At 72.2% G+C, this 18,116-nt stretch carries 17 protein-coding genes; 9 read left to right on the forward strand and 8 right to left on the reverse strand.

The genetic code is table 11. From position 1 onward, the window contains the following. Nucleotides 1-39: 39 nt before the first annotated feature. Nucleotides 40-2,262: a serine/threonine-protein kinase gene (locus OG912_RS27550; RefSeq protein ID WP_327711694.1), complete on the reverse strand. Its 2,223-nt coding sequence runs from the start codon at nucleotides 2,260-2,262 to the stop codon at nucleotides 40-42. 190 nt (nucleotides 2,263-2,452) lie between these two features. Next, nucleotides 2,453-3,607, reverse strand: a complete 1,155-nt coding sequence (locus tag OG912_RS27555; protein ID WP_443061027.1) for a hypothetical protein — start codon at nucleotides 3,605-3,607, stop codon at nucleotides 2,453-2,455. Nucleotides 3,608-3,688: 81 nt separating this feature from the next. Here OG912_RS27555 and OG912_RS27560 point away from each other — a divergent pair, with 81 nt between their 5' ends. The 5 genes from OG912_RS27560 (at nucleotide 3,689) to dapD (ending at nucleotide 7,221) form a co-directional block, all read left to right on the forward strand. Further along, nucleotides 3,689-4,009 carry a DMT family transporter gene (locus OG912_RS27560; RefSeq protein WP_327711695.1) on the forward strand — a complete coding sequence of 107 codons (321 nt, stop codon included), beginning with the start codon at nucleotides 3,689-3,691 and terminating at the stop codon, nucleotides 4,007-4,009. Beyond that, nucleotides 4,009-4,545 (forward strand): TetR/AcrR family transcriptional regulator, encoded by a 537-nt coding sequence (locus OG912_RS27565; protein WP_327711696.1) that lies wholly within the window; start codon nucleotides 4,009-4,011, stop codon nucleotides 4,543-4,545. The genes OG912_RS27560 and OG912_RS27565 overlap by 1 nt, the downstream gene beginning before the upstream one ends. A 98-nt stretch (nucleotides 4,546-4,643) precedes the next feature. Continuing rightward, a complete protein-coding gene (locus OG912_RS27570; protein ID WP_327711697.1) occupies nucleotides 4,644-5,243 on the forward strand; it encodes an RNA polymerase sigma factor in 600 nt (199 codons plus the stop codon). Then, nucleotides 5,230-6,102, forward strand: coding sequence for a CU044_5270 family protein (locus tag OG912_RS27575; protein ID WP_327711698.1), 873 nt, complete (start codon nucleotides 5,230-5,232; stop codon nucleotides 6,100-6,102). Before OG912_RS27570 ends, OG912_RS27575 begins: the two co-directional genes overlap by 14 nt. 129 nt (nucleotides 6,103-6,231) lie before the next feature. Then, on the forward strand, nucleotides 6,232-7,221 hold the full coding sequence (gene dapD / locus OG912_RS27580) for a 2,3,4,5-tetrahydropyridine-2,6-dicarboxylate N-succinyltransferase (protein WP_326735528.1): 990 nt from the start codon (nucleotides 6,232-6,234) through the stop codon (nucleotides 7,219-7,221). On the opposite strand, the gene dapA is transcribed toward dapD, so the two are convergent. The 4 genes from dapA to OG912_RS27600 form a co-directional block, all read right to left on the reverse strand. Continuing rightward, nucleotides 7,218-8,114, reverse strand: a complete 897-nt coding sequence (gene dapA / locus OG912_RS27585; RefSeq protein WP_327711699.1) for a 4-hydroxy-tetrahydrodipicolinate synthase — start codon at nucleotides 8,112-8,114, stop codon at nucleotides 7,218-7,220. The genes dapD and dapA overlap by 4 nt on opposite strands. A 125-nt stretch (nucleotides 8,115-8,239) precedes the next feature. Continuing rightward, on the reverse strand, nucleotides 8,240-8,680 hold the full coding sequence (locus tag OG912_RS27590; protein ID WP_443061107.1) for a GNAT family N-acetyltransferase: 441 nt from the start codon (nucleotides 8,678-8,680) through the stop codon (nucleotides 8,240-8,242). Between the two features lie 32 nt (nucleotides 8,681-8,712). Then, nucleotides 8,713-9,495, reverse strand: a complete 783-nt coding sequence (locus OG912_RS27595) for a phosphodiesterase (RefSeq protein ID WP_327711701.1) — start codon at nucleotides 9,493-9,495, stop codon at nucleotides 8,713-8,715. Between the two features lie 57 nt (nucleotides 9,496-9,552). Then, nucleotides 9,553-10,674 (reverse strand): lipid II:glycine glycyltransferase FemX, encoded by a 1,122-nt coding sequence (locus OG912_RS27600; protein ID WP_326735524.1) that lies wholly within the window; start codon nucleotides 10,672-10,674, stop codon nucleotides 9,553-9,555. A 135-nt stretch (nucleotides 10,675-10,809) separates the two neighbouring features. On the opposite strand from OG912_RS27600, the gene OG912_RS27605 reads away from it, so the two are divergent. From OG912_RS27605 to OG912_RS27620, 4 genes are all read left to right on the forward strand, one after another. Beyond that, a complete protein-coding gene (locus OG912_RS27605; RefSeq protein WP_327711702.1) occupies nucleotides 10,810-11,514 on the forward strand; it encodes an antibiotic biosynthesis monooxygenase in 705 nt (234 codons plus the stop codon). Between the two features lie 209 nt (nucleotides 11,515-11,723). Continuing rightward, complete coding sequence (locus OG912_RS27610) at nucleotides 11,724-13,196, forward strand: hypothetical protein (RefSeq protein ID WP_327711703.1); 1,473 nt, start codon at nucleotides 11,724-11,726, stop codon at nucleotides 13,194-13,196. A 156-nt stretch (nucleotides 13,197-13,352) separates the two neighbouring features. Further along, nucleotides 13,353-14,843 carry an alkaline phosphatase PhoX gene (locus OG912_RS27615; RefSeq protein WP_327713561.1) on the forward strand — a complete coding sequence of 497 codons (1,491 nt, stop codon included), beginning with the start codon at nucleotides 13,353-13,355 and terminating at the stop codon, nucleotides 14,841-14,843. Between the two features lie 290 nt (nucleotides 14,844-15,133). After that, complete coding sequence (locus OG912_RS27620; protein WP_037711258.1) at nucleotides 15,134-15,364, forward strand: hypothetical protein; 231 nt, start codon at nucleotides 15,134-15,136, stop codon at nucleotides 15,362-15,364. A 106-nt stretch (nucleotides 15,365-15,470) separates the two neighbouring features. Here the strand turns inward: OG912_RS27620 and OG912_RS27625 are convergent, their stop codons facing one another. Both OG912_RS27625 and OG912_RS27630 read right to left on the reverse strand, forming a co-directional pair. Next, entirely contained in the window at nucleotides 15,471-16,691 is a 1,221-nt protein-coding gene (locus OG912_RS27625) for a TerD family protein (protein ID WP_327711704.1), read from the reverse strand. 96 nt (nucleotides 16,692-16,787) lie between these two features. Continuing rightward, nucleotides 16,788-17,597: an NAD-dependent epimerase/dehydratase family protein gene (locus OG912_RS27630; RefSeq protein ID WP_326735519.1), complete on the reverse strand. Its 810-nt coding sequence runs from the start codon at nucleotides 17,595-17,597 to the stop codon at nucleotides 16,788-16,790. Between the last annotated feature and the right edge of the window lie 519 nt (nucleotides 17,598-18,116).

Genomic DNA, 18,116 nt, shown 5'->3' on the forward strand with positions numbered 1-18,116 from the left:
GGGGAGGCTCATCCCGGTCCGGAAGCATGCGCCGCGGGGTCAGCCCGACTTCGGCGGCTTCTGCGTGTCGAAGGCGAAGAGCGTGTTCCTGTCCGCGGCCACGATCAACGCACGCCCCACGACGGTCACACGCGGGCTCGCGCCCTCCTCGCCCGTCAGCCCCTCCGCCTGCGGGTCCGTCGCCCACAGGGAGGTGCCGTCCTGCGGCGACAGCGCGACGACCCGGCCGGTGGCCGAGCTGAAGTACACCGCGCCGGCTCCCGCCGCAGGACCGGACGCGCCCTCCACGGACGTCTGCCGCGACCACTTCTCCCGGCCGGTCGCGGGGTCGATCGCCGTGATGCGACCGGTCTGCCCGCTCACGTAGACGGTGCCGTCCGCCATACCCGGCGTCCCCGCGTACGTCTTGGCCAGCGGGAAGTGCGTGACCTTCCGCGAGGCGGGATCGACCCGCGTCACCGCGTCGTAGCCGGCCAGCGCCGGTCCCTCCATGTGCTCCCGGAGGAGTACGAGTCTGCCGTCGTCGTCGACGCCCGCCGGTACGGCAGGGCCGTCGACGGTGATGGGCCTGCCCAGTGCCCCCGAAGCGCGGTCGACCGTGGACAGGGTGGGGTGGCGTACCTCCGAGCCGTCCACCTCCGCATTCGTCGCGCACATCGCCAAGAGCTGCGCCCCCACCGGGACGGCGGCGCACTGCGTGCCCGCGGGGAACGGCGTCGTCCAGGTGACCTCACCGCTGTGCGCGTCCCGGGCCTCGAAGCGGGAGTTGGAGGCGTCGACCGTCACGACGGAGGAGCCGACCACGACGGCGTCCTGAGTGCGGCCCGTGACGGCGGTCGACTGGGCGCCGGACGGTACGGACCACAGCTCCCGGCCGTTGCCCGCGTCGAGCGCCACCACTTCGCTGGGAGGGCCCTGCGGGGCGTCCTGGTCGGCGAAGCGGTAACCGAGCACCGTGTCGTCGGTGGCGCCCACCAGGTGCATGCCCTGGACCGGGACGCCGGGGCTCTTCGCCGTCCACACCCGCGAGCCGTCCAGCGCACTGATCCGGGTCGCGACGACACCGCCGCCCCCGCAGAACAGGGCATTGCCGCGCGCGACGCACCTCAGCTCGTCGGGGATGTCCGCGCGACCACCCGCCACAGTCGTGTGCCACGGCACGAAGCCGTCCGGAAGGGCGGCACCCGGCGCCGCGACGCTGTTGCCTTCGGCGTCACTGTTCCCGCCGAGGCCGCCGGGCTCCAGCGCGGCCACCCCGCCGCCGATCGCTGCCACGGCGACCGCGGCCGCGAGCACGGGACGCCAACGGCGGCGCAGACGGCGGCCGATGGAGGTGTCGGTGTTCCCCGGGCCCGGGGTGCCGGTGGCCGGGCCGGCAGGCGTCACGAGGTGATGCTGGGTGCTCATGTCGCGGGTGCGGCTCGTGCCTGCCCCGTCCGAGGCGGTCCCGCCGAGGTCGGTGGGCAGGTCCCGCAGCAGCACGAGGAGTTCGTCCGCCGTGGGGCGGCCCTCGGGTTCCTTGGCCAGGCACGCCTCGACCACCGCGCGCAGAGCCCCCGGAACGGCATCGAGCGACGGCTCCTCGTGCACCACCTGATATGCCGTCATATACGGGCTGTCCGCGTCGAAAGGACCGCGGCCCGTCGCTGTGTACACCAGCAGCGTCCCCAGCGAGAAGACATCGGACCGTGGCCCCACACCACGCGGCGCCTGGAGTTGTTCCGGCGACATGAAGGGCGGCGTCCCGATGACCCGCCCCGTCATGGTCAGCGTCTGCTGGTCCGTGGCACGCGAGATGCCGAAGTCGATGACGCGCGGGCCCTCGGGGGAGAGCACGACGTTCGAGGGCTTCAGATCGCGGTGGACGACCCCCACGCGGTGGATGTCGCGCAGCGCCTCCGCCAGCCCGATGGCGAGCCTTCGCAGCTCCGCCCCGTTCAACGGGCCTTCCGCGGTGATGTGCTGGGCGAGCGTGTGCCCCTCGATATAGGTCGTCGCCATCCACGGCTGCTCGGCCTCGGGGGCGGCGTCGACCACGGCGGCGGTGAACGCACCGCTCACCCGCCTTGCCGCTGCCACCTCCTGCCGGAAGCGGATGCGGAACTCCTCGTCCCCCGCGAACTGTTGGTGGATCAGTTTGATCGCGACAGGTCTTCCCGAGCTCGTACGGGCCAGAAAGACCGTGCCCATGCCACCCGAGCCGAGCCGAGCCTCCAGCGGATAACCGCCGATCTCGGCTGGATCACCTGCGCGCAGCGACACTCTTTCCGACCTCCCGTCCCCCGTGCATCTCTGCCGCCACGGGCCCGCGTACCTGTCCTGCACACAAACTAGCCGCAGGGCGGTGCGGCAGACCAAAGCGGGTGACGAACAGAGCTCCCCTTCCGCCCAGGTGCTCGTCGACCGGGGGCGTCCGCCGGGGGCTCCCGGCCGCCACCCGGCGGACGCCGCGTCAGGCCGAGTACTGCGGCGGCACCGCGGCGGCCTCGGCGAGGACCGGGCCCAGGTTCTCGGTGCGGATCCGGCGGTCGACGTACAACAGCCCGGCCACCAGCGGCGGGAAGGTGGCCACGACCAGCTGGCTGATCAGCTGGCCGACGAGCATCGACACCACATAGCCGCTCATCGCGACGACGACCGAGGCCGGATTCGGGTCGTCGCCCAGATTCACCGAACCGACGAACCCGGAGAACATACCGAGGAACGAGAACGGTATCTGGATCAGATAGCTCGCGACTGCCGCCATGGCGCCGGCCAGCAGGGTGATCCCGAAGATCCGCCACCAGTCCCCGCGCACCAGCAGGGACGAGCGGCGCATCGCGGAGATCGGGCCCTGGTTCTCGAAGACGACGGCCGAGGGGGCCAGGCTGAACTTCACCCAGAGCCATATCGCCAGCGGGGCCGTCGCCAGGGCGCCCAGGACGCCGATCAGGATCGTGACGACCGGCCCGCTGCCGCCGTCCATGCTGACCATGCCGATCACGAAGGCCAGGAAGCCGGCCCAGGCGAGCAGCAGCGGGATCATCGCGATCAGCCAGGTCAGCAGGACCGTCCCGATCACGGCCGGCATCCGCGACCAGGCCCGTCGCCAGACGGCGGAGAAGGTGGCCGGGCGGCCCAGGACCGCCTCCTGGAGGACCGCCGGCACGGCCGTGTACATCATGGCCGTGGAGACCGCGACGGCGATCAGGCCCACCACCGCGACCGAACCGAAGGCGATGACCAGCGGCACCCAGTCCTCCGTGCGGGGGCTCTCCTCGGAGCCGAGCGAGAGTATTCGGTCCATATGGTCCGCGACGGCCGAGTACGCGATTGCCGCAGCCGCCATGACCACGGCCAGCGCCCCGCCGTACGCGGCGGCGCCGACGCCGAACAGCTGCTTGCCGTAACGGCCCACGGTGGCGAACGCGCCGCCCAGGACGTCCCCGAGCCGCAGCGGGCCCAGGGGTATCACCCCGGGCTTCGGCGGCATCCAGCCGCCGCCCCAGCCTCCCGGGCCGGGAGGCACCCCGGGTCCTCCGTACGGCGTGCCCCCGTAGGCACCGCCGCCCCACCCCGCGTCCTGCGCCACTGCTGCTCCGTCGGTCAGTCGATCATGAACTGGCATGTACTGGACGGACCACGGTAGCGCCCCAGGTGTTCTCCCGAACCCGGGTCTCGCGCAGCAGCGATGCGTACACTCGTACACATGGGATATGGACTGCTGGCAGCGGCCATCGCGGCGGAGGTGGCCGGGACGACCGCCATGAAGTACAGCGAGGGATTCACCCGGCTGTGGCCCTCACTCGTCACCGTCGCCGGATACCTGCTCGCCTTCTCGCTGCTCGCCCAGACCCTCAAGACGATGTCGATGGGGACGGCGTACGCGATCTGGGCCGGGATCGGAACCGCCGCCGTCGCCGTCATCGGCATGCTGTTCATGGGGGAGTCCGGCAGCCCGGTCAAGGCGGCGGGTATCGCCCTGGTCATCGCCGGTGTGGTGGTCCTCAATCTGGGCGGAGCGCACTGATGGCGCGACGGTACGACCCCGAGCGGCGCGAGCGGATCATCGACGCGGCGATCCGGGTGGTCGGCGCGCAGGGGATCGCCGGACTCAGCCACCGCTCCGTCGCCGCCGAGGCCGATGTGCCGCTCGGCTCGACGACGTACCACTTCGCCTCGCTCGACGAACTGCTGATCGCCGCACTGCGCCGGTCGAACGAGAACTTCGCCACGCTCATGCGCGAGAGCCGGTCCCTCGCCGATCCGAACACCGATCTCGCGACCGAACTGGCCCGGCTGATCGGGGAGTTCTTCGGCTCCGGCCGCGGCCGGGCGGAGCTGGAGTACGAGCTCTACCTCGCCGCCCTGCGCCGGCCCGCGCTGCGCCCGGTCGCCGCCGAGTGGACCGACGACACCGCCGCACTCCTGGCGCCGCGCACCGGCCCGGCCACGGCACGGGCGCTGGTCGCGCTGATGGACGGGATCTGTCTGCAGGTCCTCCTCACCGGCGGGGTCTATGACGAGGCGTACGCACGGGAGATGCTGGCCCGGATCAGCAGCTGACCCCATCCCCGCGGCTCCGCCCGTGAACCCGGAAGGCCGCTCCGGGCAACAGCAGATGACACGCCTCGTGCGGAACTGCTGAAGAAGACGGAGACACCGTGACCGGACCACCGAGAGACGACGACGCGGCCGTGGTCACCGAGTCGCTGGAACGGCCCGAGACCTTCGCGCTGCTCTACGACCGGTACGCCGCGGACATCCACCGCTACGCCGCCCGCCGGCTCGGCGAGGGAGCCGCCGACGACATCACCGCCGACACCTTTCTCGTCGCCTTCCGCTCCCGCGCCCGCTTCGACACCGGCCGGGAGAGCGCACGGCCCTGGCTGTACGGCATCGCGGCCAACCTCATCGGCAGACACCGCCGCACCGAGGTCAGGGCGCTGCGCGCGCTGGCCCGCACCGGAACCGACCCGGTGGCCGAGTCCTGGACCGAACGCGCCGACCACCGGGTCAGCGCCCAGGCGGCCCACAGCCAACTCGCCGGCGCGCTCGCCGCGCTGTCCGCCGGTGACCGGAACGTACTGCTGCTGATCGCCTGGGCCGATCTCAGCTACCAGGAGGTGGCCGACGCGCTCTCCGTGCCCGTCGGCACGGTCCGCTCCCGGCTCAACCGGGCCCGTCGCAAAGTGCGCCGGGCCATGGGCTCCGATCCCACAGTCGTTACCGAAACCCTGGAGGTGGCTCATGGACACGGATGAGATCTCGCTGGTACGTGAACTGCGCGCCGAGGCCCCCGTCCCCGACCGGGCGGCCCTGGCGGAGGGACGGCAGCGGCTGACCGAGGCCGCGGGGCGCAGCCGCCGGCTGCGTGCCGACTGGCGGCTGGCCGCGGTGGCGACCGCGGCGGCGGTCGTCATGGGAGCCCTCATCGGCACCCAGTTCATCGGCGGTGAAGAGGGTGCGCAGCAGGGGGCGGCGCCCTCCACCGTGTTCCAGCTGGGCAGCGCCGCGCAGGTGCTGCGGGACGCGGCCGGTGAGGTCGCGGACGATCCGGTACCGGCGCCGAGGGCGGGGCAGTGGGTCTACACCAAGGACCTGGAGATCCGGGCGCAGGAGGACGGCCCCGGGGAGGAGGCCGGCGGCCCCCGCGAGACCGAGCACTGGTACCGGTACGCGGACCCGGAGTTCGAGAACTGGCGCTCGGGCGACGACCACTCGGCCCGTGAGCGGTTCCAGCTGCTGGCGGCGCTGCCGTCCGACCCGGCCCAGGTGAAGGAGCGGGCCCGCGCCTTCTACCCGGGCGACGGCGAGTCCGTCGCCCGGCACGACTTCGGGGCGCTGTCGATGCTGGCGATGTCCTACCCCGCCGACCCGAAGGGGCTTGCCGAGGTCTACCGGGCGATGGCCACCGTGCCCGGCCTCAAGGCGGTGCAGACCCAGGACGCGCTGAACCGGCCGGTCATCGGAATCCGCTACCCGGGGGAGCGTGACCTGTTCCTGCTGGACGCGCAGACCATGAGGTTCGCCGGCTGGGGCTCGCTCGACTCGCCGACCGCGGACGGTGTCAGCGCGGTGCTGAAGACCGCCCTGGTCGATGGGGAGGGGAAGCGCTCCTGACCGGCGGCACGTCTCGCCCGCCGATCGCCGTACGGGGGACACGGGGGTGTCCCCGTACGGCGGGCGGCGCGACGCCCGGACGCTGAGACCGGTTGGCCCGGGCCGCCCCCGGCCGGTTAGGTTCTGGTCATGACCGACACGACTTCCACCCGTACCACCGGCGCCGTCGCCGCCGGCCTCGCCACCATCGCCGGCGACGGTTCCGTTCTCGACACCTGGTTCCCCGCACCCGAGCTCACCGCCGAGCCGGGACCGGCCGGAACCGAGCGGCTCACCCCCGACCGTGCCGTCAACCTGCTCGGCGAGGGCGCCGCCAAGGCCATCGGTGTGGACGCCCGCCGCGGGGTCGAGGTCGTCGCCGTCCGCACGGTCATCGCCTCGCTCGACGACAAGCCGCTCGACGCGCACGACGCGTACCTGCGCCTGCACCTGCTCTCGCACCGCCTCGTGCGGCCGCACGGACAGAACCTGGACGGCCTCTTCGGCCTGCTCACCAACGTGGCCTGGACCTCGCTGGGTCCGGTCGCCGTGGACGACCTGGAGCGGGTGCGGCTGAACGCCCGCGCCGAGGGCCTGCACCTCCAGGTCACCTCGGTCGACAAGTTCCCGCGCATGACGGACTACGTCGCGCCGAAGGGTGTCCGCATCGCCGACGCCGACCGGGTGCGGCTCGGCGCGCACCTCGCGGCCGGCACCACCGTCATGCACGAGGGCTTCGTCAACTTCAACGCCGGCACCCTCGGCACCTCCATGGTCGAGGGCCGGATCTCCGCCGGTGTCGTCGTCGGGGACGGCTCCGACATCGGCGGCGGCGCCTCCACCATGGGCACGCTCTCCGGCGGCGGCAAGGAGCGCATCGTGATCGGCGAGCGCTGCCTGGTCGGTGCGGAGGCCGGTGTCGGGATCGCGCTGGGCGACGAGTGCGTCGTCGAGGCCGGTCTGTACGTCACCGCCGGTACCCGCGTCACCCTGCCGGACGGCCAGGTCGTCAAGGCCCGTGAGCTCTCCGGCGCCTCGAACATCCTCTTCCGCCGCAACTCGGTGAGCGGCGCCGTCGAGGCCCGCCCGAACAACGCGGTCTGGGGCGGCCTCAACGACGTCCTGCACAGCAACGACTAAGCAGCAGCGGCGAGGAGTTCCTCGTACGCCCTCCGCAGCCCGTCGGACGCCTCGCGCCCGGCGGGCTGCAACGGTTCGCGGACCGGGCCCGCGTCCAGCAGGGCCTTCACGGTCACCGTGCCCGGCAGCCCGGACGCCATCATCAGCTCCGTGAGCGGGGCCAGGATCCCGTTCAGCCGGGCCGCCCCGGCCGTGTCCCCGGCGTCGAAGGCGTCCAGCACGGCGCGCAGCGGACGGGGCGCCACATTGGCGACCGTGCTGACGTATCCCGCGCCGCCCACCGCGTACAGCGGCAGATTCAGCTCCTCGGAGCCGGAGTAGTACGCGAGCGCGGTGGCGGCGATCACCTTCGTCGCCCCCAGCAGGTCGTACGAACAGTCCTTCACCGCCACGATGCGCGGGTGCTCCGCCAGCCGCAGCATCGTCTCCGGCTCGATGCGGGTGCCGGTGCGGCCGGGGATGTCGTACAGCATGACCGGGAGCCCGGCCGAATCGGCGACCCGCCGGAAGTGCGCCTCGACGGCGGCCTGCGGGGGCCTGCTGTAGTACGGGGTGACGACCAGCAGGCCGTCGGCGCCCGCCTGTTCCGCCTGTCTGCCCAGCTCCACGGTATGCCGGGTGTCGGCCGTCCCGACGCCCGCGACCAGCGACACGTCCGGGCCGACCGCCTGCCGCACCGCGCGTACCAGGGCCGCCTTCTCCGCGTCGGAGGTGGTCGGCGACTCACCGGTGGTGCCGCTGAGCACCAGACCGTCGCAGCCGCCGGCGACCAGCGTCGCGGCGTGCGCGGCGGCGGCGTCCGGATCGAGGCCGCCGTCGGCGGTGAACGGCGTGACCATGGCGCAGAGGGCGCGGCCGAAGGGGCGGGGGCGGGAGGGTGCGGGCGGCGTCATGCCCGAAGTGTCGGCCCGGCAGACCGTGAAGGTCCACTTAGTTCTTCTTCGGGTGAAGGTGAAGCAGTACTCAACTGTGGGAGGGTCGGCGAGCCCCCGGGCCCCGGGCGGCCGCCGCAGACCGGTCAGAGAGCGAGCTTGAAGCCCTCGTGGCTCGCGGCGAAGCCCAGCGAGGTGTAGAAGCGGTGCGCATCCGCCCGGCGCTTGCCGCTCGTCAGCTGCACCAGCGCACACCCCCGCCGCCTCGCCCGCTCGACGGTCCGCTCCATCAGCTCCCGCCCGAGCCCGCCGCCGCGCAGGTCGGGCCTGATCCGCACGGCCTCGATCAGCGCCCGCTCGGCACCGTGCCTGCCGAGCCCGGGGATGTACGTCGCCTGGAGGCACCCCACCACCGTGTCGCCGTCCACCAGTACCAGGATCTCGTTGCGCGGATCTCCCGCGATATCGGCGAACGCCTTCTCGTAGGCCGCGTCGACGACGACCGAGGCGGGGTCGACGACCTTCTCCTCGTCGGCGAGGAGAGCGAGCACGGCGGGCAGGTCCTGGCGGGTGGCGGTACGCAGCATCACGCCCGGATTCTGGCACGGGCCGGCGCGCGTCAGTACCCGGCCAGGGCTCCGGCCGCATGGCTGACCGGCACGGTATGGGTGACCCAGGCATCGCCCGCGAGCAGATGCAACAGGAACGACGTCGGCTCCGGCAGATAGCCGGGCACCGTGTCCCGCAGCGCCAGGCCGCTCTGCCGAAAGGTGCTGGGCGCCACGGCCAGCACGCTGCCCGCGAAGGCGGCGGTGACCGGACGGTGGAGATGGCCGGCCAGGACCCGGACGACGTTCGGGTGGGCCGCGACCACCTCGGCCAGCGCATCGCCGTCCGCCAGCCGCATCCCGTCCAGGAAGGGGATCCCGACCGGCACCGGCGGATGATGCAGACACACGAGGGCCGGAACTCCGGGCCTGCGGGAGAGTACGCCGTCCAGCCACTCCAGCTGCTCCGCCCCCAGCAGCCCTCCGGGGGAGCCGGACACCGCCGAGTCCAGGACGGCCACCGTGAGCGCCGGGTGGTCCACGGCGTAGTACGCCTCCTTGCCCCCGCCCATGAACGCCGTGCCGCCGAACGCGTCCAGCAGCGCCGCCGGATCGTCATGATTCCCGGTCACCAGGTGCAGGGGCAGCGGAAACCGCCCGATCACCTCACGCAGCAGGGCGTACTCCGCGGGCGTGCCCCGGTCGGCGAGATCGCCGGTGATCACCACACAGTCGGGCAGCGGGTCGAGCGCGAGCACCCGGCGCAGCGCCCGGTCGAGACCGGCAGCCGGTTCGGCGGCCAACGCGCCGGTGGTGAGATGCGGATCGCTGAGATGCGCCACGGAGACGGTCATCCCGACAGCCTGCCCCGCAACCGGGGGCCCGCAACGCCCGTCCCGGGCGCGCCGTGCTCAGCGCCGGGCCATGTACAGCCCGAACGCCTTGTGCAGCAGCTTGCCGACCGGGTAGTCCCACTCGCCGATGTACTCGGCGGCCCGCCCCCCGGTGCCCGCCTTGAACCGCAGCAGGCCCAGCAGGTGGTTGCCCTCGTCGAGGGTGTCGGTGATGCCGCGCAGGTCGTAGACGGCGGCGCCCCGCTCGTGCGCGTCGCTCATCATCCGCCACTGGATCGCGTTGTTGGGCTGTACCTCGCGCCGGCGGCTCGTGGACGCACCGTACGAGTACCAGACGTGGGTGCCGACGGTCAGCATCGTCGCCGCGGAGAGCACCTCCCCGTCGTGGTGGGCGAGATAGAGCCGCATCCGGTCCGGGTCCTCGGCCCGCAGCGCGGTCCACATCCGCTCGAAGTACGCGAGCGGCCGGGGGATGAAGCGATCCCGCTCGGCGGTCTCGCGGTACAGCTCGTAGAAGACCGGAAGGTCGTCGAGGCCGCCCTCGACGACCTTCACGCCCGCCTTCTCCGCCTTCTTGATGTTGCGCCGCCACTGCTGGTTCAGCCCGCCGCGGATCTCCTCCAGCGACCGTCCGGCGAACGGCACCTGGAACACGTACCGGGGCTGCCCGGCGCTGAAGCCGTCCGCGTCGCCGTCCGCGCCCTGCTGCCAGCCCAGCCGGCGCAGCTGCTCCACGACCTCGGCGGCCCGGGGCTCGGTCACATCCGCCTCGACGTCGCGCAGCCGCCCCGCGGCCGGGTCCGCGATGGCGTCCTTGACCGTCGGAGCCTCCCAGCGGCGGGCGACCACGGGCGGGCCCATCCGTACCGTGAACGCGCCCCGGGCCTTGGCATGGGCCACCAGCGGATCCAGCCAGGGGCGCAGCTCGCCCTCGTGCCACGGGATGACCGGGCCCTCCGGCAGATAGGCCAGATACCGCTTCAGCCGGGGGACCGGGCGGTACAGCACCAGCCCGGCACCGACGATCCGCCCGTCGTCACCGAACCAGCCGATGCTCTCCGCGCGCCAGTCGGGCTTCACCTCGCCCCACGAGGGGACCTGCATATGACTGGCGGCGTCCCGGCCTGCGACGAAAGCCAGATGCTGTTCGCGCGTGATCTCCTCGACCCGCAGCGTCATGCGGTACTCCGTTCGTTGTCCGATTCGTCAGCGTAGTGAGAGGGACGCGGGCCGCGGTTGACCTCAAGCGTGGTTGACGTATCAGGGTGGCTGTCACGGACGCACCGCAAGGGTGCGCCGGTGAGGGGAGCAGCCATGACAGTGGAGTTCGTGTCCCGGCCCGATGTCACCCGAGCGGATGCGGGGCTCGTCAAGGTCAGCACCTGGGACGCAGGCACGCCGGAGCGCCGGCGTCGGGCCGTCGAGGCCATCCGCTCCGCATGGGGGGCCAGACGCTGGCCGCACCCGGGACTGCTCTCGTACAGCGTGTACACGGGAGAGGACGCCGGGACGCTCCTCCACTACTCGCAGTGGACCGATGAGGAGAGCTACCAGGACTTCGTCCGGGACGGCCGGGACGAGCGCAACGCCGAGATCGACGCGGCCGTGCCCGGCATCGACCGCCTCGGGCCGCACACCTACGAGCTCTACCGCTCCACGTCGCCCGGCGGCCGGGAGCCCGGCTGCGTCGTGGTGGTCGACGTCGAGTTCGGCGGGGCAGACAAGGCCCGCCAACGCGACTGGGTGGACGGCGTGTTCGAGGCGCTGGGGACGGACCCGGCCCCCGCAACCGGCGGCCTCGCCGGTCACTTCCACGTCAGCACCGACGGGACCCGGGTCCTCAACTACGCGGAGTGGGTGAGCGCACAGGCCCACATCGAGGCACTGGCCGCGCCCGGGGACGGCATCGGGTCGCGGACGCCGCAGTGGGAACGGGTGCAGAGTTACCCGGGCGTCACCGGCGGTGGCGTGCGCCGCTACACCCCCGCACTCAGCCTGCGGCCGGGCGCGGGCGGGTGACGGGGCTTCTGGGGCGGCAATCCCTCGTGTACGGAGATCAGTTGTCCGGTCCTCACGGTGACCCGCCTCCATCGGTTCCGCCTTCTGTTCCGAGCTCCGGGCGGCACCGGGTGAAATGCGTCTAGGCTTGGGACGCCTGACCCCGTACGCGCCCGGAGCCGTGGCCCCGGCAACGTGTACGCCCGCACGTTTTCGAGGAGAACCCCCTGATGTCCGCAGAGCGCCCCACCCTGCCGCCGGTACGGCTGCACACCGAGGCGGAGCTGGCACGGGACGCGCTTGCCGCGCCGCTGCTCGCCCGCGCCGTCCGGCTCGCCCGCTGGTCAGGGCCGGACACGCGGGTCGGCGCCGGTGGCGAGCTCGTCGACGCGCAGCTGCCCGCGGCGGCCGAGCACCTGGGCCTTGTCGCGGACGAGGACGGTGCGGCGGAGGCCAGCGAGGCCTGGCGGCTCGCGGTCGACACCGGCCTGGTCGAGTTCGAGGACCCGGAGACGGACGCGGACGCGGCTCCCGACGAGGACGACGCGGAGGGAACCGTCACCGCGGGCGAGAACCTGGCACTGCTGACCGGCGGTTCACCGCAGGACGTGCTGGCGATCTGGCTCGACGGCCTGGAGGCCGCCCACGCCGACGCCACCGCCCCGGTCTTCGACGACTTCGCCGACCTCGTCCGTGAGGACGGGTCGGTCGACTTCGACGCGCTGGACTGGGACCCGGAGACCGAGGCCGAATTCCTCGACGGGGTGCTCGGTAACCTCTATCTGCTCACGGTCGGCGAGGGCGCGGGCGACGAGCCCGTACCACTGCCGGCGCTCGCCGCCTCGATGATCGTCCCCGACGACATGGGCGAGCCCACCGACGACATCCTTGAACAGGTGTCCGACGCGATGATGCGTCTCGACGACCAGTTCCGGGTCCTCGAACCCATCGGCATCGTCGAATACCACCCGGTGGACGAGGCGTTGCTGGCCGAGGAGGGCGAGGAGGCCGTGCCGCCCGCCGACGACGACGACGTCACCCGGTACGGCATGGTGAAGCTGACCCCTCTCGGCCTCTACGGCATCCGGGCCCGGATGCTGGACGCCGGTGTGGACGCCCCGGCCATCGGCGATCTGGCGGACAAGGGCGCCGACGTGCTGCTCGGCGGCATCGCGTACTACCCCGAGGCGGCGGCCCGCAGCGAGATCGAGCTGTGGCTCGCGCGCCACGGCGCCGACGGGGCGGCCGGCGAACTCCTGGACGCCGCACGCGGCGAGGACCCGCAGGCACCGCTGCGCCGGCTGCACTGCCAGCAGGCGCTCGCCCTGGTCGGCGCGGAGGCCGAACCCGCGGTGCGCTCGGTGCTGGGCGACCCCGAGCTGGGCGGACTCGCCCGGGTCTGGCTCGCCGAGCGGGGCGCCGCCGATGTGCCGGCGCCCTCGGAGGCGATGATCTTCTGGCTCGCCATCGACACGATCGCGGCGCAGCTGGAGGCGGACGGAGACCTGGACGAGCTCCAGGGCCTGGTCGAGGGGCTGTCCGGCCAGCACAGCGGCTTCTTCGACGAGGCGTGGCGGGTGGACCACCCGGCGACGGCGGACGTCCTGGAGGCGATGGGGCGGCTGCACAGCGACAAGAAGCAGGCGAAGGCCGCCCGCAAGGCCGCCTTCAAGGCCCGCTCCCGGAGTGGCTCGGGCGCCTGACGGGGCGGCGGGCCGGCCGGCGGGTCCGGCCCACCGCCACCGAGGATGTTCACGGAAGGGATTCCCTCGAAGTCGTCCTCAGTTCAACTGATGTTGGCACAGGGGCGGGACGGTGAGCGCACCAACAACCCGCCCCAGCTGCACCAGGAGTACGTGATGGCCTTCACGCGCAGGGAATTCACCAGACAGTCCGCCCTCACCGGTGCCGGCATCGCCCTCACCGGAACCGTCGCCGCGCTGGCCACCGCACCCGGCGCCCTCGCCGCCGGGGACTCCAAGCACGGCCACGACGACCACGGCCACGGTCACGACCACGACGGACACGGACACGGGCACGGGCACAGCCACGAGCCCGGCTACGGGCCGCTGCTCCCCGACCCGAAGGGCATACTCGCGCTGCCCGCCGGCTTCTCGTACAAGGTCATCACCCACAGTGGCGTCACCAAGCTGGAGACCGGCGAGTACACCCCCTCCAACCACGACGGCACGGCCGCCTTCGAGGGCGCGCGCGGCGTGACCCTGCTGGTGAACAACCACGAGCTGAGCGGCACCCGCGCCGGCTGGGAGCACCCCGTTCCGCTCACCGACGGCCTGGTCTACGACGCGGTCGCGGCCGGCGGCTGCACCGTCGTGGAGACCCGCCGCGACGGCCGCACCGCCGAGTGGGTCGGCATCGCCGGCACCTCCACCAACTGCGCCGGCGGCTCCACCCCGTGGGGCACCTGGCTGACCTGCGAGGAAACCGAGGACAAGGCCGGCAAGAACGGCCTGCTCAAGGACCACGGATACGTCTTCGAGGTCGACCCGTCCGACCGGCGCGCCAACCGCGACCCGCGCCCGGTCAAGGCGTTCGGGCGCTACGCCCACGAGGCCGTCGTCATCGATCCCAAGCAGGGCCACGCCTACCTCACCGAGGACGCGTCCGGCCCCAACGGACTGCTCTACCGCTGGGTCCCGCCGCGCGGCTTCAAGCACGGCCGCGGCAAGCTCCGCACGCTCGCCGACGACGCCGGCGTCCTGCAGGCCACGAAGTGCTTCGACAAGAGCGGCAAGTTCGTCGACGACCTCTCGCGTGCCACGAAGATCGGCACCGTGTACGGCGTGGACTGGGTCGACGTGCCCGACCGCGACGCCAAGACCGTCTCCGTGCGCAAGCAGTTCGGTGACAAGGACGTCACCCGCGCCCGCAAGCTCGAAGGCATGTGGTGGGGCGACGGTGGCGCCTACATCGTCTCCTCGTTCGCCCGCGACGAGAGCCCCGTCCAGCACGACGGCCAGGTCTGGTTCTACGACCCGAAGCGCCGCACGCTGACGCTGAAGGTGCTCCTCGGCGTCAACGCCGATCCCGCCAAGGACGGCGCCTTCGACGGTCCGGACAACATCACCGTCTCGCCCTACGGCGGCCTGGTCATCTCCGAGGACGGCGAGGGCATCCAGCACCTCTTCGGGGCCACCGAGAGCGGCCGCACCTACCCCATCGCGCGCAACGAGCTGAACGCCGGCACGGAGGCCGAGCCGGAGTACAGCGAGTTCACCGGTGTGACCTTCTCGCCCGACGGCAAGACGCTCTTCGCCAACATCCAGACGCCCGGCATCATGCTGGCCATCACCGGCCCGTGGAAGCGCCAGCCGCGCCGGGAGCAGTAGCCCCCGGCAGTGATCCGGCCCGGTCCGACGCGGTGGCGACCCCCGCTCCGGACCGGGCCGGTCCGGCGTCCACAGGCGCCGGGAACCCGGCGGGCCACGCCCCGCGGGAAAGCGATAACCGCCACACCGCCGACGGCTCCGAGGGGTGCGCGACACCCACGAGGCCCATGCCGGAAGCGGGAACGGGCGGCGCGCGGTCCCGGAACCGCTGATTACGAATCCGGCATCAGTGCGGCCCCAGGAGCGGTCGGGCATGGCGTCGGGCGTTTTCAGGGCGCATACTCAAGGTAATGAAACAGTCAGCCGGATCCCGGCGTCACCTGCCATCCAGTCCCTTCAACCGCCCGGCCCAGGCGGCCCCACCGGTCGAATTGTTCGATGTGGGCGACAGGGTGTCGCATGACCAGTTCGGACTCGGCCGAGTCCTTGCTGTCGAGGGCGACAACGACGCAGTGCTCATCGACTTCTCGGGGCGACAGGGGAGGATCCTGAGCCCGTACTCCAAGCTGACCAAGCTCTGAGAGAAGCGACGAGCACGCGCCGCGTACGCCGAATTTCTCTCGCCGACCGCCTTCAGGGGCACCCGCAGCCAGCCGGGTGCCCCTGAAGACGTTTCCGTCCCGGCCCCTACAGGGACTGGGCGGCGGGCTTGACCATGCCGCGGACGGTGCGTGACTTCACGAAGTCACCCATCGCGGTCATTTCCCATTCGCCGGAGAACTGCTTGATCAGCTTCGCCATCATCACGCCGGTCTGCGGCTCGGCGCCGGTCAGATCGAAGCGGACCAGCTCCTCGCCCGTGGCCGCGTCGATCAGCCGGCAGTAGGCCTTGGCCACCTCGGTGAACTTCTGGCCGGTGAACGAGTTCACCGTGAACACCAGGCCGGTCGCCTCCGGGGGGATCCGGCCCAGGTCGACGACGATCACCTCGTCGTCGCCGGCGCCCTCACCCGTGAGGTTGTCGCCCGAGTGCTTGATGGCGCCGTTCAGGATGGAGAGCTTGCCGAAGTAGCAGCTTTCCAGGTGGTTGCGGTTGGGGCCGTAGGCGATCACCGAGGCATCGAGGTCGATGTCCTTGCCGCGGAACGCCGGCTCCCAGCCGAGGCCCATCTTGACCTGGGAGAGCAGCGGGCGGCCGCCCTTGACCAGCGACACCGTCTGGTTCTTCTGCAGATTGACGCGGCCCTTGTCGAGGTTGATCTTGCCGGAGGCCGGGGGAGCGGGGGGCGCCGGAGGCGCCGGGGGTGCGACGGGCGGTGCGGCCGCCACCGGGGGAGCGGCGATCCGCGGGTCCACCGGCGGGGCGACGGGGGCCGGGGGTGCGACCGGGGCGGGGGCGGCGGCGGGCTCCTCGACGGACACACCGAAGTCGGTGGCGATGCCCGCCAGCCCGTTGGCATAGCCCTGGCCGACCGCGCGGGCCTTCCATGCGCCGCCCCGCCGGTAGATCTCGATGACCACGAGCGCGGTCTCGGAGCCCAGCTGCGGCGGGGTGAACGTGGCGAGCGCGCTGCCGTCGTCCGCGTTGCGCACGGTGGCGGTGGGCTCGACGCCCTGGAAGGTCTGACCCGCTCCGTCCGGGCTCGCCGTGACGACGATCTTCTCGATGCCGGGCGGCACCGCGGCGGTGTCCACCACGATCGCGTCGGGGGCGTTGCCACCGCCGGAGCGGTAGGTCACACCCGGGCCCGCGGGCTGGTTGTAGAAGATGAAGTCGTCGTCGGAGCGCACCTTGCCGTCGGCGGTGAGCAGCAGGCCCGACACGTCGAGCCGCACGGGTGCGGCGACGTCCACCGTCACGCGGGCGGCGGAGAGGGGGATGTTCGAGCCGGGTGTCATAGCGGTCATGCACGGGGTAACGAATGACCCGGCTTTGCCGTTCCCTTACCTTCGGGCGGCTTCGCCCGTACGGCGGCAGTACCGCCCGTGTGCGGGCGGCTCCGCTCAGTACGGCCAGATCGGAGGGTTGGTGCAGAAGTGGCCGCCGAGGTGGGCGTGGTCCGGGTTGTCCGGGTCGAGCTCGCCCTGCTCGGCGATGAGCTTCGCCGCGTACTCCTCCGAGTCGTCCTGCGGTTCGTAGCCGAGGGACCGGGCCGTCGTCAGGTCCCACCACAGGCGGGTGTTGTCCGAGGAGCCGTTGATGACCGTGTGCCCCACGTTCTCGGCGCTGATCGCGGCGTCGAAGAGCCGGGCGCCGTCGGCGGGGCTCATCCACACGGACAGCATCCGTACGGACGTCGGCTCGGGGAAGCAGGAGCCGATGCGCACCGAGACGGTCTCCAGACCGTGCCGGTCCCAGTACAGCTGGGCGAGGTCTTCACCGAAGGACTTCGACAGGCCGTAGAAGGTGTCCGGGCGGCGCGGGGTGTCGATGGGGATCAGCGGGTCGCCGGGGAGCGGCCGGGGGGTGAAGCCGACGGCGTGGTTGGAGGACGCGAAGACGATCCGGCGTACGCCCTCCGCGAGGGCGGCCTCGTACAGGTTGTAGGTGCCCTCGATGTTCGCCTTGAGGATCTTGTCGAAGGAGGCTTCCAGGGAGATGCCCGCAAGGTGGATGATCGCGTCGACGCCCCGCACGGCTTCGCGCAGTGCCTCCTTGTCGCCGAGGTCGGCGGTGATCGCGTCCGGCTCGCCCTCGATGGGGAACATGTCGAACAGGCGGAGCTCGTAACCGTGGGCGGGCAGCAGTCCGCGCATCAGGGTGCCGAGACCGCCGGCGGCGCCGGTGAGCAGGACGGTGCGGGGAGCGGACATCACGGATCTCCTCGGTACGGGGGGCGGCTGCGCTCGCCTGGTCCATGGACGGCATTCACATGCGTGGACAAGTTATGGAGCGGTGTGGGGTTGCGTCAAGGGTTGCCCGTTTCCGGGTCGGGGGGGGGTTCCGTCCTCAATCGCCGGACGGGCTTGGGTGCGGGTCCCCCGCGGGGCGCCTCTGCCCGGTGGGTGGGGGTGGGGGCCCTCCGGGGAGACTCCTCAAAAATGGCGTGTGCACCCGACGGCGAACAGGTACCCGGGTCGTACGCCATTTTCTGCGGGGACTCCCCTGCACGCCCCCACCCGGCCGCCCCTGCGTCTGAACACCGGCTCTGATGACTGCCGCAGGCGCAGGGCGGCCGGGTTCGGGGCCGTGCAGGGGAGTCCCCGCAGGACGACGAACAGATACCCGGGTCGTTCGCGTACCCGCGGAACGTTCGTCGTCCGAGGAGACGCCCCGGAGGGGCCCCGGACCCCCACCCACCGGGCAACGGCGAACCCCCGCGGGGGACCCGC

It is taken from the genome of Streptomyces sp. NBC_00464 (genome assembly GCF_036013915.1).
Taxonomy (GTDB): domain Bacteria; phylum Actinomycetota; class Actinomycetes; order Streptomycetales; family Streptomycetaceae; genus Streptomyces.